A 25,522-nucleotide genomic window follows, 5' to 3' on the forward strand; every position below is an offset into this window, starting at 1 on the left:
CATGGCGCTTCCGGCTTGGCCGGCCGACCTCCCGGCGCTCGTCGCGCCGCCGGGGTTCGGCACCGATGCGCTCGTGCCGGAGGGAGAGGTGAGCGAATACGAGGGCGGGAACGTCCGCGTGCGCCGGCGCTCGCTCGTCGCGACGATGACGCTGCCCATGCGGCTGCCGCCGCTCTCCCGCGCCGAATTCGTCCAGTTCCTCGACTTCCTGCAGCGCGATCTGAATGCCGGGGTCCGGCGCTTCGTCGCCCCGGTCCGGCTGCCGTCGGGCCTTCTCGGCCTGCGCATCTGTCAGATCGACGGCACGGTCTCCGAAGCCGATCACGGGCCCTATTCCATCGTCAGCTTCTCGGTCCGCGTCTGGGGCCGGGACGCCTATGAGCCCGAGGCCGTCGCGCTCTTCGCCCGGATGTCGTCGGCGCCGTCGCCATCGCGGAAGGCGCTGATCTCGGCGACGATCGCCCGGCTGAAATATGCCGGGCTGTGGGAGAAGATCGGGCTCCTCTGCGTCTTCGCCGCCCATGCCCCGGCGCCGGCGCTCGTCAACTGGCGCCGGCCGACCCTCAACGCCGCCCGGTCGGGCTCGCCGCTTCCGGGCTTCCAGGTCGATCGCGGCTATGCCGGCGACGGGGTCGGCGGCTTCCTGGATCATGGAGCCGGCTATGCGTCGATCCCGGGCGTCGCGCCGGACTCCATCACCGATCTCGTCTGGTCGCTGACGAACCTCGCGAACACGACGGCCTATGATGCCGGCACCGACGGCGCGTCGAACCGTCAGGTCATCATGGGCCGGGTCGCCTCCGGTCTTCTCTCTGTCCGCATGGCGTCGGCCGACCTCATCACGGCGCCGGTCGCCGACAGCCTCGGCCTCTACGGTGCGACCCGATCCGGATCGGCCGTGAGCCTCGTCAGGAACGGCACTGTCATCGGGACGGGCGCCGCGACGACGAACAGCACGCTTCAGGCCGGCAATATCGTCTCGTCGCGGGCGGGACTGAACTACAGCCCGCGCCGGCTCGCCATGCGCATCGTCGGGACGGCGCTCACCCCCGCCGACCACGCGGCGCTCTACGCGATCCTGCGCGGCTACATGGTCGAGATCGGAGCCGTGTCGTGAGCATCGAGGCGGCCTTCGAAGAGATCTATGCCTCCGGCGACGAGGCGGCGACGGTCCTCTACGCGCTCGAGCTGACCCATCCGGGGATCGACGGCGCGGTGCGCTGGGTCATGGGGGTCGGCGAGCCGGTTGATGACGGCGAAGCACTCGTGCCGCTGCCCATCGTGCCCGGTCAGCCGAAGGTCAATCATACCCCCTGCAGCTTCGAGATCATCCGCCCGGGCGCGGAGAAGAACGGTCCCACTCCCGGCCGTCTGCGGATCCTCGGGATATCGGGTGAAGCCTACCGGCTCCTGAAGGGAGCGCTCGGTTACGACGCGCCGATCGATGTCGTTCTGCGCGAATACGCCGTGCATTCGAGCGTCGCGGCCCTCACCGGGCCGGGCGCCACCGTCGACGATCTCGAATTGACGGCCGTCGATCTCGACGGCGGCGCGGCCGAGGGGGCGCTCGAATTCCCGGATGGCCGTAATCTCAACGTCCCGACGGGGCCCCACGCCTTCTTCGACCGCTTCGACTACCGGACGCTGTTCGCATGAGCAGGGCCGCCTTCGTCGACGATCTGCTCGGCACCCCGTACGACCAGCGGTCGGCGCATTGCTGGTGGCTCACGGGCCTCGTCCAGCGCGTGGTCTTCGGCCGCATCCTGCCGGGCGCCGACGATCCGCTGCCGGCGCCTCGGGATCGGGCCGGCGCTCTCCGTGACGGCGTAGCCGCCCTTGGCTGGCGTGAGCATCCGGCACCGGAGGATGGCGACGTCGTGATGATGAGCCGCCTCGCCGGCGGCCCGCAGGACCATGTCGGCACCTTCCTCGCCGATCGCCGGGGCGTGCTCCACACCGACACCTGGCACGGCGTCGTGATCGACACCCTCACCGAGCTGCGCCAGCTCCGCCGCTGGCATCCGCACTTCTATCGCCCGGATCGCTGATGACCCTCGTCGTCGCCGTCAACCACCTGCACCGGGAGCAGGGCGGACCCCTCGTGCTCGCCCCGCGTCGGCGGCGCCTGTCGACCATCATGCGCCGTCACGGTCCGGCCGATCGGCGCGTCGTCGCGCTGGTCTTCCGAAAGGGCGAGGATTGGCGCCGGGCCGATCGGTCGATGCTCGACAAGGCGGCGCGGCTCCGGAAGCAATACGCGACGACGCTCGTCGGCCCGCACGACACGGTCGTGCTCGTCCGACCTGCGCTCGGCGGCGGCCAGTCGGGCGCCGGCATCGCAATGGCCATCGCGGCGATGGCGCTCATGGTCGTCGCGCCCTTCGCCGCACCAGCCATCGCGGGGGTCGTTGGGCTCAGCGCCGGATTGGTCCAGGCCGGGCTCGTCCTCGGCGCGGGCGTGCTCGCGGCCGCGGCGATGCAGGCGACTGCCGCGAAGAAGAAAACCGAGGAGGACTTCCTCTCGCTCTCGGCGAGCGGCAACGTCGCCCGCCGCGGCGATCGGCGGCCTCTGATCTATGGCCGCTGCTGGACCTCGCCGCCGCTCTCGCAGCGCGATTTCATCCAGTATGTCGGCAACAAGACGACGATCCTGACGAAGCGCCTGACGGTCGGCCTCGGCAAGTTCGACATCGAGGAGATCAGGGTCGGGGAATCGACCTTCTGGAAGAAGGGCGTCGGCATCCTGCCGCCCTTCAATGCGATCCCGAAATACGCGCCACCGGCGGCCGTCGAGTTCCTCTACGAACAGCCCTCGACGATCCTGCCCGGCGACGTCGCGACCTCCGACAGCGTCGTCGGCCAGGAGCTGCCGCGGCCCGGCGAGAACCCCGAATGGACCCCCTGGTATCGAGCGGCGCCGATCGGGGTCGCGACGAAGAAGGTCTATCTCGCCTGGAACTTCCCGAGCGTCATGCGCCGTGGGAGCAAGGGCGAGGCGAAGCCGATGGATTGCGGCATCGTCTTCCAGTACCAGCGGCTCGACCCCGTCACCGGCAACCCGACCGGCCCGATCCATCGCGACGAGAACACGGCCTACGCCTATCTCGATGAGGGCGGGCATTTCGGCAAGGAGCTGGAGTTTCCCGACCTCGCCCAGTGGCAGGTCCGGGCGGCCAATGCCTGGTTCGACCCTGACACGATCGAGCTCGAAGCCTCGAACGCGGTCTATTGGGACGAGATGTCGGCGCTCCTGCCCGACACTCGCATCCGCGAGAAGACGACCGAGATCGTCATCCGCATCTCGGGCATCAAGGGACTCTCCTCGCTCGGCGACGTCCAGGTCCTCGCGACGCGGATCCTGCCGGTCTGGACCGGCTCAGCCTGGATCGAGCAGCCGACGCGCAAGTGCCTTTGGGCCTATGCCGATCTCGTGCGCAATGAGTACGCGCTCTATCGGCCCGATGCGGCCGACATCGAGAAGACCCTCGCCTATGTGGCTCGGCCCGATCTCGAGGGCTTCGACACCTATGACGGCGTCCTGCCGTCGGTCTCGTCCTTTCCGGACGCCGCAAACGAGGTGCTGGCGCCGCTCCGCGCCGAATACGTCAAGATCGGCTCGATCTACAGCTTCGTGCGTGACGAGAGCGCCGAGGAAGCGGGCGGCCGACGCGTCATCACCCGGCGCCAGACCATCCGGGACACGTCCTCACAGCGGCTCACCTTCGTCAAATCGGACTCGGCGCAGGGCGACGTCATCGTCGAGTTCAATCGCGATGGCGACCCGAAGCGCCCCGACGAGGTGCGGCAGACCCTCTTCGCACCGACCCGCACCCCGAAGCGCTACAAGCCGCCCGGGATTTCCTCGGGCGCGCACGCGCTCGCCTATGTGAACTGGCTCGCGGCGATCGACCGCTATCGCACGGCGGAACGCAAGATCACGGTCGAATGGGAGGGGCGCCTCGTCTATCCGGGGACGCATATCCTTTCGGATCTGTGGTTCCTCGACGGCAAGGCCGCTGTCTCCGTTGTGTGGGCGGAGGGCGCCGTCCTCACCCTCGGCGAAGAGCCGCCGCTTCTGGCCGGCCCGACCTATGCCTCGATCCGAGATCGGCGGGGCCGCGAATGGGGGATCCTGCGCGCCACCTATGACGGCGCCCGCACGCTGACGCTGAACGCGACCGACCTCGCCGCCCGTGTGGCGACCACCGGCAAGGCGCTCGCCGAGATCCTCGCGCTCGACACGCAGGATCCGACCACGGTCACGCTCGGCGATCTCGTCGAGCTGCAGGAGACCTATATCGCCCGGGCGGCCCGGCCGGTCGATGCCGACAACGTCGAGATCGAGATGGTCCTCGACGATCCGCGCGTCTGGCTCGCCCTCGGCGAGACGCCCATCGTGCCGGAGCCGGTCACGCCCGAGGGCCCGCAGGAGATCCTGCGTCCCGTCATCCAGTCCCTCCGGGCGCAATGCCAGCGCACCGAGACCGATATCCGTCTCGTCTGGTCGATCGGCCAGCCGCGCGGCGGCGTCACCTATGACGTCGAGTTTGCCATCGACGACGAGACCGGGCCCTCCGACGACTGGCAGGAGATCCAGAGCAACCTCGCCTCGCTCTCCGGCTCGACGCCGATCCGGCAATCGCCGCTGCCGGTGCGGATTCGGGCGAGGGCCTATGGCCGGACGGGCGAGCCGGGGCCGTGGACGCAGACCACCTTCCAGACCCTCAAGCCCCTGATCGACGGCTCGACGACGGACATCGTCGAGATCTCCCTCGGCCAGCTCACCGGGGAGCTTCAGGACAAGCTCACCGGCACCGGGCCCGGTTCGGTCGGCGAGGCGAAGGCGATCGCCGAAGAGGCGAAGGCCCGCGCGAACACGGCCTTCGGGAACATCGAAGACCTCAAGCTCGCCCTGTCGCCCTCGCCGGCGGATCGGGCGCGGTCCGGCCTCGCCGTCCGGGCGGTTCGGGACGATGTCGAGAGCGCCCTGACCGTCCTGCAGGAGCTGCAGCTTCGCATCGAGACCTATGGCGGGATCCTGACGCAGATCGGCGTCGTCCAGGCCGAAGGCGCCTACACGATCGCGGGCCAGGCGCAGCTCGGCAACCGCATCAACGAAGTCAGCATCTCGCTCGACGCGCTCGCCGGCGAGGTCGCGCTGATCGCTCGGACCGTGATCGACGGCGATCTCGGCGACCTGTTCACCCGCGTGAACGAGGTCTCGCTGCGCCTCGATTCCGTGACGAACGAGCTGGCGGCCAAGGTCTCGGCGGTCGAGTTCGGCGAGCTGTCGACCGAGGTCGAGGACCTCAGCATCACCGTGAGCGGCGTCACCGACACCATCGACCTCCTCGCGACGCAGGCCTCGCTCGAGGCGCTGTCGGGCCAGGTGACGAGCGCGCTCCTCCAGGTCTCGGCCCTCGGCCAGATCGTGGCGGCGACCTCGGCCACGGCTATCAAGCTCGACGGCGACACGCGGGACGCGACGATCGAAGCCATCCTCGCCGAGATCGCGGAGATGAAGAGCACGGTCAGCGCTCAGCTCGCGACGGCGTCGAGTGTCTTCGGCAGCAGCATCGGCGCCATGGGCGAGGCGATCAGCGAGAGCAACAAGACGCTGCTCGCCGTCCAGGGCGAGACCGCGGCCCGCCTCACCGAGACGCTCCGTGTCGTCGCCGACGGTCTCGCGGCCGAGGCCATCGCCCGACGCCAACTCGAGGTGGCCTCCGGCCTTGCCGCCGGGCGCATCGGCACGCTCGAGCACGTCGTCACGAACGCGGACAACCCGTCGAGCCAGATCACGCGGCTCGCGACGATCGAGGGCAAGATCGACGGCAGCGACCCCGCCAATCCGGGCATCAGCGGCCGGCTGACGAGCCTCGAAGACGTGATCCTCGACGAGGATGAAGGCCTCGCGCGCAAGGTCGAGGATATCGAGGTCGGCGTCCTCGGCGAGGATGCGGAGAGCGTGACCTCGCGCCTCTCGGCCGTGACCCAGGTCGTCGGCAAGGCCGCCACCCCGGGCAACCCGGCGACGGGCCTCGTGTCCCAGGTCGGCCTCCTCGAGGCGAAGGTCAACGGCACGGGGGCCGGCACGATCGCGGCAAGCATCGAGTCGGTTTCGACCGTGGCGACGAATGCCGGTACCGCCGCAGCGACGGCGCAGGGCACGGCGGACACGGCCAAGACCACAGCCGACTCGGCCAAGAGCACGGCGGACACCGCCAAAACCACGGCCGACACGGCGAAATCGACCGCCGACACGGCTAAGACCGCGGCCGAGTCCGCCGCGACGACGGCGACGCAGGCCCAGGCTACCGCGAATGGCGTGACCGCGACCGCCCGCTTCGGCATGACCGCGCGGGCCGGCCCGAATGCCGGCGATTCCCTCATCGCCATGGAGATCTCGCGCGACGAGGGCGGTGAAAAATCGGACGGCGGCTTCTACCTGCTCGCCCCGACGGTTGGCGGGCCGCACGCCGTCTTCAACGTCGAGCAGTTCTACGTCGCCCGCTTCGTCGGGTCCGGCATGCAGAACATGACGAAGCTCATGGAGATCGACGCGGCGACGGGCCGCGTCATCATCCCGAAGCTGCTCGTGACGACGGAGCTGATCGCACCCAACGCCATGTTCGACTGGGGCCGAAAGGTCGTGGGCTCGAACATCGCGCTTCTTCTGCCGCCGCGAACCAATCAGCCGATCCCGGAACTGCGGTCGGTCCTGACGGTCAAGAGCCCCTGCGCGATCGAGCTGATCAACACGATCAAGTATTCGTATGGCGGCTTCGTCACGAACAGCAACGTGTCGAACTATCTGTATCTGCGCGTTCTCATTGATGGCGTCGTTCAAGAGACGCTGCCGATCTCGCGGCCGAATATCGATGTCGCCAGCATGACGATCCACCTCATCGAGGTCCTCGAAGGGCCTTTCCCGAAGACCGTGACGATCGACTACGATTACACGAGTAGCTTGGACCCGGTGCAGTACCCCTCGCCGGACCCGAAGGTGCTCCAGTCCAGCTACGTCTGGAAGCTCTATTACCGCGGCGGCTGATCGCCCCCGGCCCGTCTCGCCCCACCTCTAGGACAATCGACGATGCCTTACATCGCACCTTCCGGCGCGACGCTGACGCTTGCCGCCAACGCGACCTCCGGCACGATCGCCGGGACCGTGGGCGGAGGGGTTCAGATCGGCATGGCGCTCGCGCCTGGCATCCGAGGCGGGATCGGCCGCTACGGGACGCGCACGATCACGACTTGGACCGGCACGGAGTTCACCGTCAACGAGCCGTTCACCGATGCCTCCGGCAATCCGGTCGCTCTCTCGGCGGTGCCGTTCACCATCGACGACATGGCCGCGTCGATTTCGCCGTCCGCACAGAACAGTCTCTCGCTGTCCATCCTCCTGAACGAGCAGCGCAAGGTCTTCGGTAGCTCGATCACGCTCGACGGAAAGTCCAAGATCCTGCCGCGGGATCGGGGCGAGGGGGCCGCGACCTTCTTTCGGGACGTGTGGCAGCTCTCGGGCCGCAACTGGTTCGCGCTCGAGCAGAAGACCGTTGCGGGCGCTGGCGAGCGCCTCCTCCTCCAGGCCTTCCCGGACGGGGTGATCCCCGTCGAGGCGATCGACATCGCCGGCGACGGCACCATCGACTTCCTCGAAGGCGAGGGCTCGCTCGCCTCCTCGGCGACCACCAATATCGGCGGCCAGCGTACGCGCCGGCTCGCGATCTCCGGCACGGCGACGATCGCCTCCTTCGGCTCCGGGCGCAACAAGGGTCGCATCCTGCGCTTCCTCGGCGCGGCGACGATCCGACACAACGCCACCTCGCTCGTCATCCCGGGCGCGGCCGACATTGTCATGGCCGCCGGCGACATCCTCCACGTCGCCTCGGATGCGAGCGGCAACTGGCGCGTCCTCGGCGGAACTAAGGGCAACGGTCAACCGATGTTCGGTGGGGCGGCGACGGAATCTGCCGACGGCCTGATGACGGCCGCCGCCCTGAAGCGCCTCAACGGCCTCGCGAACGGGCCGAACCTCGTCCCGAATGGCGGCTTCGAGCAGGGTCTGTCCGGGTGGCCGACCTTCGCCGGTTTCTCGGATGGCGCGACGCAGCAGGTCCTCACATCCATCGACTCCCTGTCTGGCGGATCCCGCCTGCGGCTCAGTTTCGGAGCGAAGACCACCGGCACGCTGAACGCGATCGGGGAGAGGATCCCCGTCGTGCCGGGTGCGAAATACGCCATCGGGTCGTGGCTCAAATCCAACGTCGCGGCTGCTGCGAGCAACGTCGTCTCCGTTCGCGCCCAGTGGTTCAAGTCCGACGGCACGCCCTCTGCCACCGCATTTGCCAACTCCAACTTCAGCACGGCTACGACCTGGACACGGGCCGAGGTCGTCGTGGTCGCACCTGCTGACGCCGGCTATTGTGAATTCCGTCTTGTCATCAACGTGACTGTGGCGCAGCCGCTCGGCATCACTTGGATTGACTTCGACGAGTGCTCCATGACGCCCGTCGCATCGATCGCCGCGGCGAGCCTGCCCTCCTTTACCGTCGCGACCTTGCCCACGGCGAACCTCCAGGCCGGCGACACGGCCTGGGCGAGCAACTGCCGAGCCTTCAACGGCGCCGGCACGCAGGAGGGGGCGGGAGCCGGCACCGGCGCCGTCGTCACCTGGAACGGCTCGGTCTGGAAGATCGCCGGCACCAACGTCACCGCCATCGCCTGAGGAGCCGACCATGGCCGCCTACGTCTACGAGCTATTCTATCGGGGGAGCGATCCCGCGTCCGGGGAGCCCACCGGCACCCATGTCATTCTGGCCGAAGACCTGGTCGACTCGTTCGGGAACCGTACTCGTTCCACGAACGGGCCGATGACGCTGGAGCGGGCCGACACCCTGGGCTACCCGCCCTCGGCCATCTTCGAACACATCAACATGACCGCGCTGGCGCAGATCGACACGTTGTCCGCGCGCGCCTCGACGCTCGAATCCGAGAACGGCGACCTTCGGCTCGAGGTCGAGCAGCTGACGGCCGCGCTCGCAGCCGCGACGCCCGCTCCGACAGCGGATCCTGATCCCGATCCCGCCAACGCTTAATCCGACCCGCCCGGCCGCCCCTCGAGGCGGCTTTCTCGTTTCTGGAGGTCCTTGTGAAACCTGTCGCCAACTGGCGCCGGGTGCTTCGCTATGCCTGGAGCATCCGCCTCAACCTGCTCGCCGCCCTCTTCGGCGGCGCCGAAGTCGCGATCGGCTTCCTGGCAGCCGAGCCCCCGATCCCGCGTGGCTCCTTCGCCGCGATCGCCTTCGTCGTCTCGATCGGCGCGACCGTCTCGCGCCTGATCGCCCAGCAGACCGTGTCGGGAGATCCGCAATGAGCCGCATCAAAAAGGGCGGCCTCATCGGCGCGCTCGTCGGCGCCGTCGGCGCCCTCTCCGTCGCGACCGTCGGCGGCTTCGAAGGTCTCCGAACCCGGGCCTATCAGGACCAGGTCGGCGTCTGGACCCTCTGCTACGGCGAGACCCGCGGCATTCGGAAGGGCATGACCCGCACCAAGGCACAGTGCGACGCCATGCTGCTGAAGGCGCTCGACGAGTTCGCGACCTCCATGGAGCGCTGCGTCCCGTCGACGAAGACGATGCCGGCGCAGCGCTACGTCGCCCATCTCAGCCTGTCCTACAACATCGGCCAGGCCGCCTATTGTCGCTCGACGGTCGCGCGCCGGACGAATGCGGGGAACATCCGCGGCGGCTGTGACGCGTTCCTGATGTGGGACAAGGCCGGCGGCCGGCGCTTGCCCGGCCTCACGCGCCGGCGGCAGGAGGAGCGGGCCATGTGCCTGCGCGGCCTGTGACTGCGCGGCTGCTCCTCGCCTGGCAGGCTCTCTCGCCCTTCGGCTTCGGGCTGGGCTTTTCCGGCCTCGCGCTCCTCGCCGTCGCGACGCTCGGCCTCGTCACTCTGCCGGCCTGGCTGTCGCGGCCGGCGATCGTCGCCGGCGCCGCGCTCCTCGCCGCCGGGCTGCTCTACCAGACGGCCTATGGCCGCGCGACGCTCGAGGCTGCGTTGCGGGCCGAGCGCCAGGCCGCGGCGGCCGAGCAGCTCCGAGCCGAGCGGGCCGAAGCCATCACGCACGACCTCGAGGCGCGCGCCTCGCGCGATCGCGCCGCCCTCGCCGACAGCCGGCGCCAGCTCCAGGACCTCCTCCATGCTCTCGAAACGGATCCGGGCCGCGATCGCGTGTGCCTGCCTGACGACGTCGCTCGCGGGCTGCGTCGCCTCTGAGCGCCAGGCGCCGCCCGGGCGCATCACATTGCCGCCCGCGCCGGCCGACATCGCCGGCTGCCTTCGGGAGCGCTTTCCGGAGATCCCGGCGCGCGCGCTGACCGCCGCCGACGTCGCCCGGGTCATCGGGCACGCCAAGCTCCTCGACCGCGCCAAGACCGGTTGCGGCAACCGCGCTCTCGCCTGGATCGAGGCGGTGCGGCGCGATTTCGGAAAGCTCTGACATGACGACGCTCAACGTCAGCGAGGGCTATGTGGCGTTCCCGCGCCGCCTGTCGCTCGCCATCGCCATCTCGTTCGCGCTGGCCCTCGTCAGCCAGACGGCGGGCCTGTCCTGGTATGCGGCGAAGCTCGATTCCCGCATCGCCGAGCTCGAGCAGGCTGACCGGCGGCTTGCCGCGCGAGGCGACGAACGCTTCCACGCGATCCTGATGCGGATCGAGGTGCTGGAGCGCGATCGCGACAGACTGGCGCGGCTCGAGGAGCGGGTGACGACGGCGACCGAGCTGCTGCGCGAGATCCGTCAGGAGGTGCGCCGGCGTTGAACCGCGGCATCGCCCGACTCACGCGGCTGCCGCGAGCCTCGCGGGCGAGCCGAGGCTCGCTGCCCTCGGGCATTTCCTCCCACGACTTGCACCCGGTCCGCTTCGGCGGGCCGGGTTCTTTTTGCGTTTGAGGGGAGGGCAGGTCGGTGCGGGCGAGGCGCGAAAAAGCCGTTACGCATCAAAGAGGCCGAATTCGCCCGCACTTCGCCGTAAGGCATTGGAGAGACACATTTTATCGACATCTCTCCTGGGCACCATCAGCTCTCGTTAGAGCCTGATGTTGCTAGATCTCCCCGACATATCCCGCGTTTTGGTCGAGGACGCGGCCGAAGCAGCGGGCGAGCCGCGCGTTGTCGGCCATCTGCGGGAAGCCGCTTTTCCAGCTTTCGACTGATTCAACCCGGCTTGTGGCACCGCGGCGGGCGAATCCCTGTTCGCGGGAATGACCGTCGAAAGGGCGGCTTTGCGCCGCCGGAGCGAAGCGATGGCCGCTCGGAGCCCTGCGATGCAGCTGGAGCGGCCGGTCTTCAATCTCAATCGCAGCGAGACAGCCGGACGCCCCGGCTCCTTGATTCGGAGCCGGGGCGGGGGCGCTAGACCTAGACCTTGCGCTGGTAGGACAGACCCTTCCAGATTCGGCCTTCGTCGCGATGGGCGCCGCCCCACGTCGCTCCGATGAAGGCGGCCGCGGCGGCGACCAGGGACGCGGCGGCCAGCAGGAACGCCGTCAGAATTCCCGTCACACGGGTCTTCTCGGCGATCCGCGTAGCCTCGGCCTTGGCCTCCTCGACCGTCTTCCTGGCCTCGTCCGCCACGCGCGCCGCCTGGGCCTTCGCCTCGTCGAGCCTCTTCTGGGCCTCGGCCCTCACGGCCTTGGTCTTCTCGACCGCTTCGTCGACGCGCTTGCCCGCCTCCTCCTGCGTGAGGCCGGTGCGGTTGGCGACGAGGTCCCGCAGATACGCCCGATCGGCATCCGACACCTCTCCGGTGCGAACGATGTTCGCCAGGATGGTGGACATCTGCCGAGCGACCGCGGCCGGATCGGACGATTCCGTCGGTTGCTGGCCGGAACCGGGCCGGTTCATCGTGTCGATCAGGTAGTCGAGAGGATTCGACTGCATTCCCTGCGGAAGCATGTCCGAGAGGCCGGGCTCCAAGGCATTGCCTGCACCACGCGCCGCGCCCCCGACAGCCTGACCGACGCCGCTCAGCACGCCACCAGCGAGCTGGCCGGCCCCTTGGGCAGCGCCTCCGACGGCCGATCCGGCCGCCTGAACCGCCGTGGACGCGGCTCCGCCGACGGCTCGGGCACCGCCGGAGATGGCCGAGAGCGCGAAACTGCCGGCGATCAGCATGCCGAGGCCCCAGACGACGAGGCCGTGAAGCCCGTCGCGCGTGTCAGTCTCGGACGCGGAGGCGAGAGTTCTCCGGCGCATCCGCCCGGCGATGTAGCCGCCGAGCCAGTAGGCGGCGACCATCGAGACGACCGTGAAGAGCCCGGTGAGGGCCAGGCCGATCGTGCTGATGCCGCCGTCGGGTCCGACCGAAATCGACCCCATGCCGAGCGCGCTGGCAAAGGTGGTCATCACGATCGCCGTGCCCGACGCCACGACGGTGCCGGCGAAGATCGCGCCCCAATCCACGGGCTCGGGTTGCGTCACGCCCCCGGGCGCCGTGGTCTGCTCGAATCCGGCCGACATCAGCGTAGCCCCAGCAGCGAGAGCACAAAGAGCACGACGACGACCAAGCCGACTAAGTAGATGATGGAATGCATGACTGCCTCTCGCCCAAGAAGCGGCCACGAAACTGCGCATGTCGGCCCGTCAAGCCCGAGGCCAGCCGAGGATATCCATGCGTCGATGGCCGCGACAATTAGTGCCGATGACGCCAAATAGTTCCTGTGCGTTCGCCGACGGACGAATTCAGTCGCGTCGGGAACGCGGCAGAGGCTGCTTCGTCGACGGCAGGGAGGTCGGCCGGATGGTTGGCGGGCTGGCGATCGCCCCCCGCGGCGAGCGCGCGGTGGGCTTGGACGGCTCGGTGCCCTCAATGCTGCCGTGTGGCCGTCGCGCGATTGTCGAGGTCTAAGCTTGGCTGTAACCGGTCTGGATGCGCGACCGTCGGTCCAGATCGGGGCATTGGCGCGCGATCATCGGCGTGGTCGCGCTCTACGCCCTGTTGCTCCAGGCCTTTCTGGCGGCCGCGATTCCGGCCGGTGCATCCTTCGCCCCTGGTCTGCTTTGCACGGTCGACGGCGAGCATGATCCAGGCGGGAAGTCGGTCCGCCACGATCATCACTGCTGCACCGTCCAGCACCTCGCCAATCTTGTTCCTCCGCCGGCTTGGACATGGGCCGAGCGTCCCCATTTCGCCGTGCCGGTCCGGATCGTCTGGCGGCCGGAGGCCGACCTCCCCCGCACCGGCCCACCGCTTTCCGCCCACCGTGCCCGGGGTCCACCGTCAGCCTGATCGATTGCTCCGCTTTCCGATCAACGTCTGACTTTGGATCCTCATCATGTCCGTCAAGCCGCTGGGCGTCGCGCTCGGCGCGGTCGCATTCGCGTCCGCCTCCTCGCCTGCTTTCGCCCAACCTGGTCCCGCAACATCGCTCCCGCCGGTCGTCGTTCAGGAGCCCGAGGCGCGGCGCCAGGCCAGGCCCGCGCCTCGTCCTGCCGCCGCGGCCGCACGATCGCGTCCCTCCGTCCGGGCCGCGTCACCCTCGGACCAAAGGCCGATCAGGTCTGCGCCCGCTTCCTCCGGACGCGCCGCTGCCGGGCCGGCATTCGGCGCACCCACCTCCGGAGCCTCCGGTCGCTCGCTCACCGTGCCGACCGTCGAGCAGGCGAGGGCCGAGATCGACCGCGTCCCGGGCGGTGTCGCGCTCGTCCCCGACACAGCCTTCAAGAACGGTCCCGCCAACACGATCAAGGACGTCCTCGGCGGCGTGCCGGGCGTCATCGCTCAGATGCGCTGGGGTCAGGATGCCCGGGTGTCGATCCGCGGCTCGGGATTGTCGCGCAACTACGGCAATCGCGGCATCAACTTCTTCATGGACGGCATTCCGATCAATCAATCGGACGGGCTCACCGACCTGTTTGAGATCGACCCGACGGCCTATCGCTATGTCGAGGTCTTCCGGGGTGCGAGCGCGCTGCGCTTCGGCGGCAATTCCCTCGGCGGCGCGGTCAATTTCGTCTGGCCGACGGGACGCGATGCGCCGGCCTTCGATGCTCGGATCGACGGCGGGGCCTTCGGCTACCTGAAGGGATCGGCCAGCGTCGCCGGCGCTCGGGGTCCGGTCGACTGGTCCATCAACGGCTCGGCCCAGCGCGAGGACGGCTACCGCGCGCATAGCGGGAGCGAAGCGCTGCGGCTGAACGCCAATATCGGCTACCAGCTCTCGCCCGATGCCGAGACGCGCTTCTACCTGAACGCCAATTCGTGGCGGGCGCGCATTCCGGGGGAACTCGACAAGGCGACGGCCCTGCGGCGGCCGCGTTCCGCCAACCCGGTCTGGGTGGAGCAGGACCAGCAGCGCAACATCGATTCGGTCCGGCTCGGCAGCAAGACGACGCTGCGCTTCGACACGACGACCGTCGACCTCGGCCTCTTCACCCATCAGAGGCGCGTCGATCATCCGATCTACCGGTATCTCGATTACACGCTGGCCGATTACGGCGGCTTCGTCCGCGCGACGGACGACCGGATGATCGGCGCGTTCCGGAACCGCTTCGTCGCGGGCGTGAACCTGCAGGCCGGCTCGGCCGCCTACAAGGAAAGCGCCAATGTGGGCGCGGCCACCAAGGGTGCCCTGCTGCGGTCAGAGACGCAGAATTCGCAGAACCACTCGCTCTACGTCGAAAACAGCTTCTACGTCCTGCCGACGCTCGCCCTCATCGGCGGAGGCCAGTTCCTGCACGCGGTCCGTGATCGCAAGGACCGCTTCCTCTCGGACGGGGACCAATCGGTCGGCCGCACGTGGGACCTGTTCAGCCCGCGAGCGGGGATCCTGTGGGACGTCACGCCCCATTGGCAGGTCTTCGGCAACGTCTCCCGCAGCGCCGAGGTCCCGACCTACGATTCCTCGACATTCGTCACCTTCGCCGGCCTGCTGCCCAACGTTCGGGTCCAGACGTCGACGACCTACGAGATCGGCACGCGCGGCAGGACCGAGGATCTGACCTGGGATCTGGCCCTGTATCGCGCCGACCTGCGCAACGAGCTGCAATGCCTTCGGACGTCGCCGTACAACCTCTGCTCGGTCGTCAATGCCGATCGCACCATCCACCAGGGGATCGAGGCCGGAATCGGCGTCGCGGTGCTGAAATCGGTCTTCGCGGCCGAGGATCGCTTCTGGCTGAACGCCGCCTACACCTACAACGACTTCCGCTTCGATCGCGACGCTCGCTGGGGCAATAACGAACTGCCCGGCGTGCCGCAGCACCACCTGCGGGCGGAGCTGCTCTACAAGCACGCCAGCGGCTTCCATATCGGGCCGAGCGTCGAATGGATGCCGAAGGGCTTCTATGCGGACAACGCCAACAGCCTGAAGGTGCCGGCATATGCCCTCCTGAATGTCCGGGTGGGCTTCGATCGTGGCACGGGTTGGTCGGGCTATCTCGAAGCGCGAAACCTCACCGACAAGCGCTACATCTCGACCGCGGCGATCGCGGATGTCGCGACGGCCTCGTCGGAGCTCTTCAACCCGGGCATGGGGCGATCCGTCTATGCCGGCCTGCGCTATCGATGGTGATGCCGTCTCTCACCATCGGCCGCGAAGTGCTTCGCGATCGCCCTCCGGCGTCGCGGGGCTCCTGCTGAGGATTCCCGCGCCGGAGAAGCGGGAATCGCTTTGATGAGCCCTCGCACCCGGAGCCGGGTCCCTCCCGGCTGCCGACGCATCGATGCCTCGGCAAAGCGTCCATCGGGCCGACCCTCTGTGACGCGGGGACGCGTATCGACGCTCGCGCGCTTCGTCGCGCGCCGTCGAATCCCTTAACCCCTGCGCTCACGTTGGACCTGCTGAGCTGTTGTGCGCCGCAGCGGGCGCTTGTCACCTTAGAATCGCTGCGATAAGCCCACCGCGAACCGATGGCCGGGCTCGCACCGGTCCGTCGGGGACAAAGTTCAGTGGGCTACGCCCTGTCCTTATCCGAGGGCTGGGACGTCGCTATTGGGTGCAGGATGACCGACCTCGTCGCAGCCTATCTGCCCCTCGCGATCTTCATCGGCGTATCGATGGTGATCGCGGGAGCGCTCCTCGTCGCGCCGTACCTGATCGCGTTCAAGAAGCCGGATCCCGAGAAGCTTTCGGCCTATGAGTGCGGCTTCAACGCGTTCGACGATGCCCGGATGAAGTTCGACGTTCGATTCTATCTCGTCGCCATCCTGTTCATCATCTTCGACCTCGAAGTCGCCTTCCTGTTCCCCTGGGCGATCACGTTCGGCGATCTCGGCTGGTACGGTTACTGGTCGATGATGTGCTTCCTCGGGATCCTGACGGTCGGCTTCGTCTACGAGTGGAAGAAGGGAGCCCTGGAATGGGACTGAGCGCCTCTCACACGGCGATCGCCCCCGCGCCGCGCGGCATCCTCGATCCCGCGACCGGGCGGCCGATCGGCGCCAACGACCCCTATTTCCGCGAGCTCAATTCGGAACTCGCCGACAAGGGCTTCATCGTCACCTCTGCGGAGGATCTCATCACCTGGGCCCGCACCGGCTCGCTGATGTGGATGACCTTCGGTCTCGCCTGCTGCGCGGTCGAGATGATGCAGATGTCGATGCCGCGCTACGACGCGGAGCGCTTCGGCTTCGCGCCGCGCGCGACGCCGCGCCAGTCGGACGTGATGATCGTCGCGGGCACGCTGACCAACAAGATGGCCCCGGCTTTGCGCAAGGTCTACGACCAGATGCCCGAGCCGCGCTACGTCATCTCCATGGGAAGCTGTGCGAACGGCGGCGGGTACTACCATTACAGCTACGCGGTCGTGCGCGGCTGCGACCGGGTCGTGCCTGTCGACATCTACGTGCCCGGCTGCCCTCCGACGGCGGAAGCGCTCCTCTACGGCGTGCTCCTGCTGCAGCGGAAGATCCGTCGCACCGGCACGATCGAGCGGTGAGCGGCATGAACGACCTGCAAGCTCTCTCCGACCACATCGCCGCGAATCTCGGCGAGGCGGTGGTCTCCCGCGCCATCGCGTTCGGCGAGCTGACGATCGTCGCCGAGGCCTCCAAGATCGTGGATGTCCTGACCTGGCTCCGCGACGATCCGGCCTGCCGGTTCATCAACTTCATCGATATCTGCGGTGTCGATTACCCGGCACGGCCGAAGCGATTCGACGTCGTGTATCACCTGCTCTCGCCGCGCCACGTCACCCGGATCCGGGTGAAGGTCGAGACGGACGAGGACACGCCCGTTCCCTCCGCCGTGTCCGTCTTCCCGTCCGCCGAATGGTTCGAGCGCGAGGCGTACGACCTCTACGGCATCCTGTTCTCGGATCACCCGGACCTGCGCCGCATCCTCACCGATTACGGCTTCGACGGGCATCCGCTCCGCAAGGACTTCCCGCTCACGGGCTTCGTCGAGGTCCGCTACGACGACGAGCAGAAGCGCGTCGTCTACGAGAAGGTGAACCTGACGCAGGAGTTCCGCAACTTCGATTTCCTCTCGCCATGGGAGGGGACCGACTACGTCCTGCCCGGCGACGAGAAGGCGAAGGCGTGATGGGCCGGTCCATGCCCATGTCCGGTGGCTGCGTCTGCGGCGCCGTCCGCTTCACCGGCACGCCGACGAAACTGCACATGGACGCGTGCCATTGCAGCATCTGCCGGCGCTGGTCGGCGGGACCGTTCCTCAGCGTGAATTGCCCCGATCTCGCGGTCGAAGACGAGAGCGCGCTGCAAACCTTCGCCTCCTCGGAACATGCCGAGCGGCAGTTCTGCGGCACCTGCGGTTCGACGCTGTTCTGGCGCATGAAGGACGGCTCGATGATCGCCGTCTCCGCCCAGGCCTTCGACGACGCGTCGCGCCTGCCGCTCGAGATCGAAATCTTCGTCGACGAGAAGCCGGCGACCTACGAATTCGCAAACGCGACGGTGAAGATGACCGGAGCCGAGGTCATGGCCGCCTTCGCAGGGAGCACCGCCAATGGCTGAGCATCACGGGCTCGCCGCCGAACGCGAGGAACTGCTCGACAAGCGCCCCGAGCCGGGCGCGTCGAACGATTTCTCCTCGACCGAGTCGCTCGTGCCCTCCGCCGGGCGCGAGCATGACATCCGCAACTTCTCGATCAATTTCGGCCCGCAGCATCCGGCGGCGCACGGCGTGCTGCGCCTCGTCCTCGAACTCGACGGCGAGATCGTCGAGCGCGTCGACCCCCATATCGGCCTCCTCCACCGGGGCACCGAGAAGCTGATCGAGCACAAGACCTACCTGCAGGCGACGCCCTATTTCGACCGGCTCGACTATGTCGCGCCGATGAACCAGGAGCATGCCTTCTGCCTGGCCGTCGAGAAGCTGGTCGGGCTCGAGGTCCCGCGCCGCGGCCAGCTCATCCGGGTGATCTATTCCGAGATCGGCCGCATCCTGTCGCACCTCCTGAACCTGACGACCCAGGCCATGGACGTCGGCGCGCTCACGCCCCCGCTCTGGGGCTTCGAGGAGCGCGAGAAGCTGATGGTGTTCTACGAGCGCGCCTCGGGCTCGCGCATGCACGCCAACTACTTCCGCCCGGGCGGCGTCCATAGCGACCTGCCCGAGGCGCTGATCGACGACATCGACCAGTGGTGCGACACCTTCCCGAAGGTGATCGACGACCTCGACACGCTGTTCATCGGCAACCGCATCTTCAAGCAGCGCAACGTCGATATCGGCGTCGTGACGCTCGAGGATTGCTGGAAGTGGGGCTTCTCGGGCGTGATGGTCCGCGGCTCCGGCGCCGCCTGGGACCTGCGCCGCGCGCAGCCCTACGAATGCTACGAGGAGCTCGAATTCGACATCCCCGTCGGCAAGAATTGCGACAATTACGACCGCCAGGTCATCCGCATGGAAGAGATGCGCCAATCGGTGCGGATCATGAAGCAGTGCCTCGCCAAGATGCGCGAGCCGGCAGGGCAGGGGCCCGTCGCGTCCATCGACGGCAAGGTCGTGGCGCCGAAGCGGGGGCAGATGAAGCGCTCGATGGAGGCGCTCATCCACCACTTCAAGCTTTACACGGAAGGGTTCCACGTGCCGGCCGGCGAGGTCTACGCGGCCGTCGAGGCGCCGAAGGGCGAGTTCGGCGTCTATCTCGTCGCGGACGGGACCAACAAACCCTATCGCTGCAAGATCCGCGCGCCGGGATTCGCGCATCTCCAGGCCATGGATTTCATGTGCCGAGGTCACATGCTGGCGGACGTCTCCGCCATCCTCGGCTCCCTCGATATCGTGTTCGGCGAGGTTGATCGCTGATGTCCGTCCGTCGTCTCGCCCCTGCCGAGGATCAGCCCGCCTCCTTCTCCTTCACGGAGGAGAACGAGCGCTGGATCGAGAAGCAGATCGCCAAATATCCCGACGGCCGGCAGGCCTCGGCCGTCATCCCGATGCTCTGGCAGGCCCAGAAGCAGCATGACGGCTGGCTGCCGCAGCGTGCGATCGAGGCGGTCGCCGCCCGGCTCGGCATGCCCGTCATCCGCGTGCTGGAGGTCGCGACCTTCTACACGATGTTCAATCTGGAGCCTGTCGGGCGCTGGTTCATCCAGCTCTGCGGCACCGTTCCCTGCCACGTGAAGGGTTCGCTCGATCTCAAGCAGGTCCTTCTGGAGAGGATCGGCGACCAGCAGCACGTGACCGCCGACGGCAACTTCTCCTGGCTCGAGGTCGAGTGCCTCGGCGCCTGCTGCAACGCGCCGATGCTGCAGATCAACGACGATTATTACGAGGACCTGACGCCGGACCTCCTGATCAAGCTGCTCGACGATCTGGCCGCGGGCCGCGAGGTGAAGCCGGGTCCGCAGAACGGCCGTCACGCCTCCGAGCCGCACGACGCAGTCAAGACGCTTCAGGATCCCGCCCTCTTCGACGGCTCGCTCGTCGGCTCGTGGCGCAAGCGCTTCGAGCAGCAGGACGTGAAGACGCCGGACGAGGCCAAGGCCGCCGGCGAGGTGGTGCCGCCCAAGGCGCCCGAGCCGGCGCCTGCCGCCGCGCCGACGCCGCAGACGGAGAAGCAGGCCGCGACCGCGACCGGCCCGAACGATCCGAAGCCCGGCCGGCCCGATGCCGGACGCCCCGAGCACAGCGCCGCCGCCGACGCTCCGGCCCAGCGCGCCAAGAGCGGCGAGGAGCCCGTCGCTGCCGCAAAACAGGCCGACGCCTCGGATGCGTCCTCCAAGGAGGGCAGCGAGACGACCGGCGAACCCGTTCCTGCGCCGCAGAGCGAAAAGTCCGAGGAACCGACGCCGTCGCGGCCGAGCGAGGGCAAGCCTGCCGCCGCCGCCGACGAGCCTGAGGCGTCCAAGGCTCCGCGCGGCCGATCGAAGGAGACCGAGTGATGGCCCTCGCCGATCGCGACCGCATCTTCACCAACGTCTACGGCCTGCATTCGCCGGGTCTCGAGGCTGCGCGCAAGCGCGGCGCCTGGGACGGGACGAAGTTCCTCCTCGACCAGGGCATCGACTGGATCATCAACGAGATGAAGGCCTCGGGTCTGCGCGGGCGCGGCGGCGCCGGCTTCCCGACCGGTCTCAAATGGTCCTTCATGCCCAAGGAGGTGAAGGACCGCCCGCACTACCTCGTCGTGAACGGCGACGAATCCGAGCCCGGCACCTGCAAGGACCGGGAGATCATGCGGCACGATCCGCATCTGTTCATCGAAGGCTGCATGATCGCGTCCTTCGCGATGCGGGCGCATGCCTGCTACGTCTATCTGCGCGGCGAATACATCGCCGAGCGGATCGCGCTGCAGAAGGCGGTCGACGAGGCCTATGAGGCCAAGCTCGTCGGCAAGGACAACGTCCACGGCTATCCCTTCGACATCTACGTCCACCACGGCGCCGGCGCCTATATCTGCGGCGAGGAGACGGCGCTGCTGGAGAGCCTCGAAGGCAAGAAGGGCATGCCGCGGCTGAAGCCGCCGTTCCCGGCCAATATGGGCCTCTATGGCTGCCCGACGACTGTGAACAACGTCGAGTCGATCGCCGTCTCGGGAACGATCCTGCGGCGCGGGGCCGGGTGGTTCGCCGGGCTCGGCACCAAGAACAATGCCGGCACCAAGCTCTTCTGCGTCTCCGGGCACGTCAACAAGCCGTGCAACGTCGAGGAGGAGATGGGGATCACCTTCCGCGAGCTCATCGATCGCCATTGCGGCGGCATGCGCGGCGGCTGGGACAACCTCCTCTGCTCGATCCCGGGGGGCTCCTCGGTGCCGCTGGTGCCGGCCGAGCAGATCATCGACGCGCAGATGGATTTCGACACGCTGCGCGGGCTCCAGTCGGGCCTCGGCACGGCGGCCGTCATCGTGCTCGACAAGTCGACCGACATCGTGCGGGCGATCGCGCGCATCTCGTACTTCTACAAGCACGAGAGCTGCGGCCAGTGCACGCCCTGCCGCGAAGGCACGGGCTGGATGTGGCGCGTGCTCTCCCGCATGGCCGAGGGCCGCGCGCAGAAGCGCGAGATCGGCATGCTGCTCGAGGTGACGAAGCAGGTCGAGGGACACACGATCTGCGCGCTGGGCGACGCGGCCGCCTGGCCGATCCAGGGCCTCATCCGCCACTTCCGCGGCGAGATCGAGAAGCGCATCGACCAATATGCAGGGAACCCTCATTCCGAGCCCGTGCTCATGGCGGCGGAGTGAAGACGATGGGTTCCACCGCGCTCCTCATCCTGAGGTGCCGGACGAAGTCCGGCCTCGAAGGACCCTCGACAATTCGTGCGTGCTTCGAGGCTCGCCTGCGGCTCGCACCTCAGCATGAGGAGCGCGGTGGCGCGGCGCTCTTGAGAGTGATCTGATGACCAAGATCATCGTCGACGACGTCGAGGTCGACGTCCCCGCGGACTACACGCTGCTCCAGGCCTGCGAGGCCGCGGGGGCGGAGATCCCGCGCTTCTGCTTCCATGAGCGGCTGTCGATCGCCGGCAATTGCCGGATGTGTCTCGTCGAACTGAAGGGTGCGCCGAAGCCCGTCGCTTCGTGCGCATGGGGCGTCCGCGATTGCCGGCCGGGCCCGAACGGCGAGCCGCCGACCGTCGTGACCAAGTCGCCGATGGTGAAGAAGGCGCGCGAGGGGGTGATGGAGTTCCTCCTCATCAACCACCCGCTCGATTGCCCGATCTGCGACCAGGGCGGCGAATGCGACCTCCAGGACCAGGCGATGGCCTACGGGGTCGATTCCTCGCGTTTCCATGAGAACAAGCGCGCGGTGCCGGACAAGTATATCGGCCCGCTCGTGAAGACCTCCATGAACCGCTGCATCCATTGCACGCGGTGCATCCGCTTCGTCGCCGAGGTGGCCGGCGTGCCCGATCTCGGCGCCACGGGGCGCGGCGAGGACATGGAGATCACGACCTATCTCGAACGCGCGATGGGCTCGGAGCTTCAGGCGAACGTCGCCGATCTCTGCCCGGTCGGCGCGCTGACCCACAAGCCGCAGGCCTTCAACGGCCGGCCGTGGGAACTGATCAAGACCCCCTCGATCGACGTGATGGATGCGGTCGGCTCGAACATCCGCGTCGATGCCCGCGGCCGCGAAGTGATGCGCGTGCTGCCGCGCGTGCACGAAGACATCAACGAGGAGTGGATCTCCGACAAGACCCGCCAGCATGTCGACGGGCTGAAGCTTCAGCGCCTCGACCGCCCGTTCCTGCGCGAGAACGGCCGTCTTCGTCCCGCGACCTGGGCCGAGGCCTTCGCCGCCATCGCCGCGAAGCTGAAGGGTGCCGATCCGAAGCGCGTCGGCGCGATCGCAGGCGATCTCGCCGCCGTCGAGGAGATGTGGGCGCTGAGGTCGCTGATGACGGCGCTCGGCTCGCCCAACATCGATTGCCGGCAGGACGGATCGGTCCTCTCGCCGGCGCACGGCCGGGCCTCCTACCTGTTCAATCCGACCATCGCCGGGATCGAGGAGGCGGATGCCGTCCTGATCGTCGGCGCCAACCCGCGGCGCGAGGCGGCGATCGTCAATGCCCGGCTGCGCAAGCGCTGGCGGATCGGGCCGCTGCCGGTCGGCGTCGTCGGCGAGCGGGTCGATCTGACCTACGACTACGCCTATCTCGGCGCGGGGCCGGAGAGCCTCGCTCAACTCGCCAAGGGCGGTGAGTTCCTCGACCTGCTCAAGTCGGCCGAGCGGCCGCTCATCCTCGTCGGTGCCGGCATCGCCGCGCGGCCGGACGGCGCCGCCGTTCTCGCCGCCGTCGCAAGCCTCGCGGCCGCCGTCGGCGCCGTGACGGAGGGATGGAACGGCCTCGCCGTCCTGCAGAACGCGGCATCGCGCGTCGGCGGGCTCGATATCGGCTTCGTGCCGGGGGAGGGCGGCCTCGCGGCGCCCGCCATGGTCGAAGCCGGCGCGCTCGACGTCCTGTTCAACCTCGGGGCCGACGAGATCGCGATCTCGCCCGGTGCCTTCGTGATCTACCAGGGCACGCATGGCGACGACGGCGCCCACCGCGCCGACGTGATCCTGCCGGGCGCGGCCTATACGGAGAAGTCCGGCACCTATGTGAACACCGAAGGCCGGGTTCAGCAGACCAATCGTGCCGTGTTCCCGCCCGGAGAGGCGCGGGAGGACTGGGCGATCCTGCGGGCCCTGTCGGACGTCGTCGGCCACAGGCTGCCCTTCGACAGCCTGCCGGCCTTGCGCCGCGAGCTCCATGCGGCGCACCCGCATCTCGCGGCCCTCGACGAGATCGCGGCCGGCGACGGCCGGGCGACGCTGGACGCCTGGGCGGCGCTCGGCGGCTCGGCTTCCTCCGCCGGCTTCGTCTCGCCGGTCGCCGATTTCTACCTCACCAATCCCATCGCTCGCGCCTCGCGCATCATGGCCGAATGCTCGGCCCTGCATGTCACGCCGGCGCTTGAAGCGGCGGAGTAAGGGCGCGGCATGTCCTTCACCGATATCCTCTGGACGGTCGGCATCGCCGCGCTGAAGAGCGTCGGCCTGCTCGTCTGCCTTCTCGTCTACATTGCCTTCGCGCTCTACGCGGACCGTAAGGTCTGGGCCGCCGTCCAGATGCGGCGCGGCCCGAACGTGGTCGGCCCCTGGGGCCTGCTGCAGAGCTTCGCCGACCTGACGAAGTTCTTCTTCAAGGAGCCGATCATCCCGGCCTCCGCGAACAAGGGCGTGTTCCTGCTCGCTCCGTTCATCTTCGCGACCCTGTCGCTCGCGGCCTGGGCGGTCATTCCGCTCGCGGAAGGCTGGGCGATCGCCGACCTCAATGTCGGCGTGCTCTACATCTTCGCGATCTCCTCGCTCGGCATCTACGGCGTCATCATGGGCGGCTGGGCGTCGAACTCGAAGTACCCGTTCCTCGGTGCCCTGCGCTCGACGGCGCAGATGGTCTCCTACGAGGTCTCGATCGGCTTCGTGATCGTCACGGTGCTGATGTGCGCGGGCTCGCTGAACCTCACGAAGATCGTCGAGTCGCAGAACCAGTACGGCATCTTCGGCTGGTACTGGCTGTGGCTGTTCCCGATGTTCGTCGTGTTCTTCATCTCGGCCCTGGCCGAGACGAACCGCCCGCCCTTCGACCTCCCCGAGGCGGAATCGGAGCTCGTCGCCGGCTACATGGTCGAGTACTCCTCGACGCCGTTCCTGCTCTTCATGCTCGGCGAGTACGTCGCCATCATGCTGATGTGCGCGATGGGGACGATCCTGTTCCTCGGCGGCTGGCTGCCGCCGGTGCCGTACGCGCCCTTCACCTGGGTGCCGGGCGTGGTCTGGTTCGTGCTCAAGGCCTCGCTGTTCTTCTTCATGATCTCGATGGTGAAGGCCTTCGTGCCGCGCTACCGCTACGACCAGCTCATGCGCCTCGGCTGGAAGGTGTTCCTGCCCATCTCGCTCGTGATGGTGATCCTCGTCGCCACCGTGCTGAAGGTCACCGACCTCGCCCCGAAAAGCCCTGAGCCGCCGCCTGCTCCTGTCGCCACGAAAGCAGTGATCCAATGACCATTGGACAAGCCGCCTCGTCGCTTCTCCTGAAGGAGTTTGTCGCCGCCTTCGTCCTGTCGATGAAGTATTTCTTCCGACCGAAGGCGACGATCAACTACCCGTTCGAGAAGAACTTCTCCTCGCCCCGCTTCCGCGGCGAGCATGCGCTGCGCCGCTATCCCAACGGCGAGGAACGCTGCATCGCCTGCAAGCTCTGCGAGGCGATCTGCCCGGCCCAGGCCATCACCATCGAGGCGGGCCCCCGCCGCAACGACGGCACGCGGCGCACCACGCGCTACGACATCGACATGGTGAAGTGCATCTATTGCGGCATGTGCCAGGAGGCCTGCCCGGTCGATGCCATCGTCGAGGGGCCGAACATGGAGTTCGCCACCGAGACGCGCGAGGAGCTGCTCTACGACAAGCAGAAGCTCCTCGATAACGGCGCCCGCTGGGAGCGCGAGATCGCGCGCAACCTGCGCGCCGACGCGCCCTACCGGTGACGGCATGAGCATGATCGCCGCAACCGTCGTTGTCCCGTCTCGGGCGCGGGCGTATGACCCGCGCCACCTG

General features: G+C 68.1%; 23 protein-coding genes. 22 read left to right on the plus strand and 1 reads right to left on the minus strand.

Features of this window, described 5'->3' with window-relative positions; genetic code table 11:
• The first annotated feature begins 1 nt into the window (after position 1).
• From EV668_RS07335 to EV668_RS07385, 11 genes are read left to right on the plus strand one after another with little or no spacing between them, the layout of a single operon-like run.
• Complete coding sequence (locus tag EV668_RS07335; RefSeq protein ID WP_133769125.1) at positions 2 to 1,117, plus strand: hypothetical protein; 1,116 nt, start codon at positions 2 to 4, stop codon at positions 1,115 to 1,117.
• A complete protein-coding gene (locus EV668_RS07340; protein WP_133769126.1) occupies positions 1,114 to 1,656 on the plus strand; it encodes a DUF1833 family protein in 543 nt (180 codons plus the stop codon). Before EV668_RS07335 ends, EV668_RS07340 begins: the two co-directional genes overlap by 4 nt.
• Complete coding sequence (locus EV668_RS07345) at positions 1,653 to 2,048, plus strand: glycoside hydrolase (RefSeq protein WP_208111488.1); 396 nt, start codon at positions 1,653 to 1,655, stop codon at positions 2,046 to 2,048. Before EV668_RS07340 ends, EV668_RS07345 begins: the two co-directional genes overlap by 4 nt.
• Positions 2,048 to 7,054: a host specificity factor TipJ family phage tail protein gene (locus EV668_RS07350; protein WP_133769127.1), complete on the plus strand. Its 5,007-nt coding sequence runs from the start codon at positions 2,048 to 2,050 to the stop codon at positions 7,052 to 7,054. The genes EV668_RS07345 and EV668_RS07350 overlap by 1 nt, the downstream gene beginning before the upstream one ends.
• 42 nt (positions 7,055 to 7,096) lie before the next feature.
• Positions 7,097 to 8,731, plus strand: coding sequence for a carbohydrate binding domain-containing protein (locus EV668_RS07355; RefSeq protein WP_133769128.1), 1,635 nt, complete (start codon positions 7,097 to 7,099; stop codon positions 8,729 to 8,731).
• Between the two features lie 10 nt (positions 8,732 to 8,741).
• A complete protein-coding gene (locus EV668_RS07360; protein ID WP_133769129.1) occupies positions 8,742 to 9,101 on the plus strand; it encodes a hypothetical protein in 360 nt (119 codons plus the stop codon).
• Between the two features lie 53 nt (positions 9,102 to 9,154).
• On the plus strand, positions 9,155 to 9,379 hold the full coding sequence (locus EV668_RS07365; protein WP_208111489.1) for a DUF7940 domain-containing protein: 225 nt from the start codon (positions 9,155 to 9,157) through the stop codon (positions 9,377 to 9,379).
• Positions 9,376 to 9,855: a lysozyme gene (locus EV668_RS07370; protein ID WP_133769131.1), complete on the plus strand. Its 480-nt coding sequence runs from the start codon at positions 9,376 to 9,378 to the stop codon at positions 9,853 to 9,855. Before EV668_RS07365 ends, EV668_RS07370 begins: the two co-directional genes overlap by 4 nt.
• Complete coding sequence (locus tag EV668_RS07375) at positions 9,837 to 10,283, plus strand: hypothetical protein (protein ID WP_133769132.1); 447 nt, start codon at positions 9,837 to 9,839, stop codon at positions 10,281 to 10,283. The genes EV668_RS07370 and EV668_RS07375 overlap by 19 nt, the downstream gene beginning before the upstream one ends.
• A 28-nt stretch (positions 10,284 to 10,311) precedes the next feature.
• The gene (locus tag EV668_RS07380; RefSeq protein WP_133769133.1) at positions 10,312 to 10,506 is read left to right on the plus strand and encodes a hypothetical protein; all 195 of its coding nucleotides are present in this window, start codon (positions 10,312 to 10,314) and stop codon (positions 10,504 to 10,506) included.
• Between the two features lies 1 nt (position 10,507).
• Positions 10,508 to 10,828 carry a hypothetical protein gene (locus EV668_RS07385; RefSeq protein WP_133769134.1) on the plus strand — a complete coding sequence of 107 codons (321 nt, stop codon included), beginning with the start codon at positions 10,508 to 10,510 and terminating at the stop codon, positions 10,826 to 10,828.
• Between the two features lie 599 nt (positions 10,829 to 11,427).
• On the opposite strand, the gene EV668_RS07390 is transcribed toward EV668_RS07385, so the two are convergent.
• A complete protein-coding gene (locus EV668_RS07390; protein ID WP_133769135.1) occupies positions 11,428 to 12,528 on the minus strand; it encodes a F0F1 ATP synthase subunit B in 1,101 nt (366 codons plus the stop codon).
• 815 nt (positions 12,529 to 13,343) lie between these two features.
• Here EV668_RS07390 and EV668_RS07405 point away from each other — a divergent pair.
• From EV668_RS07405 to nuoI, 11 genes are all read left to right on the plus strand, one after another.
• A complete protein-coding gene (locus EV668_RS07405) occupies positions 13,344 to 15,581 on the plus strand; it encodes a TonB-dependent receptor family protein (protein WP_133769138.1) in 2,238 nt (745 codons plus the stop codon).
• A gap of 431 nt (positions 15,582 to 16,012) precedes the next feature.
• Positions 16,013 to 16,378 carry an NADH-quinone oxidoreductase subunit A gene (locus tag EV668_RS07410; protein WP_133769139.1) on the plus strand — a complete coding sequence of 122 codons (366 nt, stop codon included), beginning with the start codon at positions 16,013 to 16,015 and terminating at the stop codon, positions 16,376 to 16,378.
• Positions 16,369 to 16,947, plus strand: a complete 579-nt coding sequence (locus tag EV668_RS07415) for a NuoB/complex I 20 kDa subunit family protein (protein ID WP_133769140.1) — start codon at positions 16,369 to 16,371, stop codon at positions 16,945 to 16,947. Before EV668_RS07410 ends, EV668_RS07415 begins: the two co-directional genes overlap by 10 nt.
• Positions 16,948 to 16,952: 5 nt before the next feature.
• Entirely contained in the window at positions 16,953 to 17,552 is a 600-nt protein-coding gene (locus tag EV668_RS07420) for an NADH-quinone oxidoreductase subunit C (RefSeq protein ID WP_133769141.1), read from the plus strand.
• Between the two features lie 11 nt (positions 17,553 to 17,563).
• On the plus strand, positions 17,564 to 17,983 hold the full coding sequence (locus EV668_RS07425; protein WP_245512915.1) for a GFA family protein: 420 nt from the start codon (positions 17,564 to 17,566) through the stop codon (positions 17,981 to 17,983).
• A complete protein-coding gene (locus EV668_RS07430) occupies positions 17,976 to 19,277 on the plus strand; it encodes an NADH-quinone oxidoreductase subunit D (protein ID WP_133769143.1) in 1,302 nt (433 codons plus the stop codon). The genes EV668_RS07425 and EV668_RS07430 overlap by 8 nt, the downstream gene beginning before the upstream one ends.
• The gene (gene nuoE, locus EV668_RS07435; protein WP_133769144.1) at positions 19,277 to 20,356 is read left to right on the plus strand and encodes an NADH-quinone oxidoreductase subunit NuoE; all 1,080 of its coding nucleotides are present in this window, start codon (positions 19,277 to 19,279) and stop codon (positions 20,354 to 20,356) included. The genes EV668_RS07430 and nuoE overlap by 1 nt, the downstream gene beginning before the upstream one ends.
• Positions 20,356 to 21,660 (plus strand): NADH-quinone oxidoreductase subunit NuoF, encoded by a 1,305-nt coding sequence (nuoF, locus tag EV668_RS07440; protein WP_133769145.1) that lies wholly within the window; start codon positions 20,356 to 20,358, stop codon positions 21,658 to 21,660. Before nuoE ends, nuoF begins: the two co-directional genes overlap by 1 nt.
• Positions 21,661 to 21,814: 154 nt before the next feature.
• Positions 21,815 to 23,893: an NADH-quinone oxidoreductase subunit NuoG gene (gene nuoG, locus EV668_RS07445; protein WP_133769146.1), complete on the plus strand. Its 2,079-nt coding sequence runs from the start codon at positions 21,815 to 21,817 to the stop codon at positions 23,891 to 23,893.
• A gap of 9 nt (positions 23,894 to 23,902) precedes the next feature.
• On the plus strand, positions 23,903 to 24,967 hold the full coding sequence (gene nuoH / locus EV668_RS07450) for an NADH-quinone oxidoreductase subunit NuoH (RefSeq protein WP_133769147.1): 1,065 nt from the start codon (positions 23,903 to 23,905) through the stop codon (positions 24,965 to 24,967).
• A complete protein-coding gene (nuoI, locus tag EV668_RS07455) occupies positions 24,964 to 25,452 on the plus strand; it encodes an NADH-quinone oxidoreductase subunit NuoI (protein ID WP_133769148.1) in 489 nt (162 codons plus the stop codon). The genes nuoH and nuoI overlap by 4 nt, the downstream gene beginning before the upstream one ends.
• Positions 25,453 to 25,522: the final 70 nt, after the last annotated feature.

The organism is Enterovirga rhinocerotis, assembly GCF_004363955.1.
GTDB lineage: Bacteria > Pseudomonadota > Alphaproteobacteria > Rhizobiales > Beijerinckiaceae > Enterovirga > Enterovirga rhinocerotis.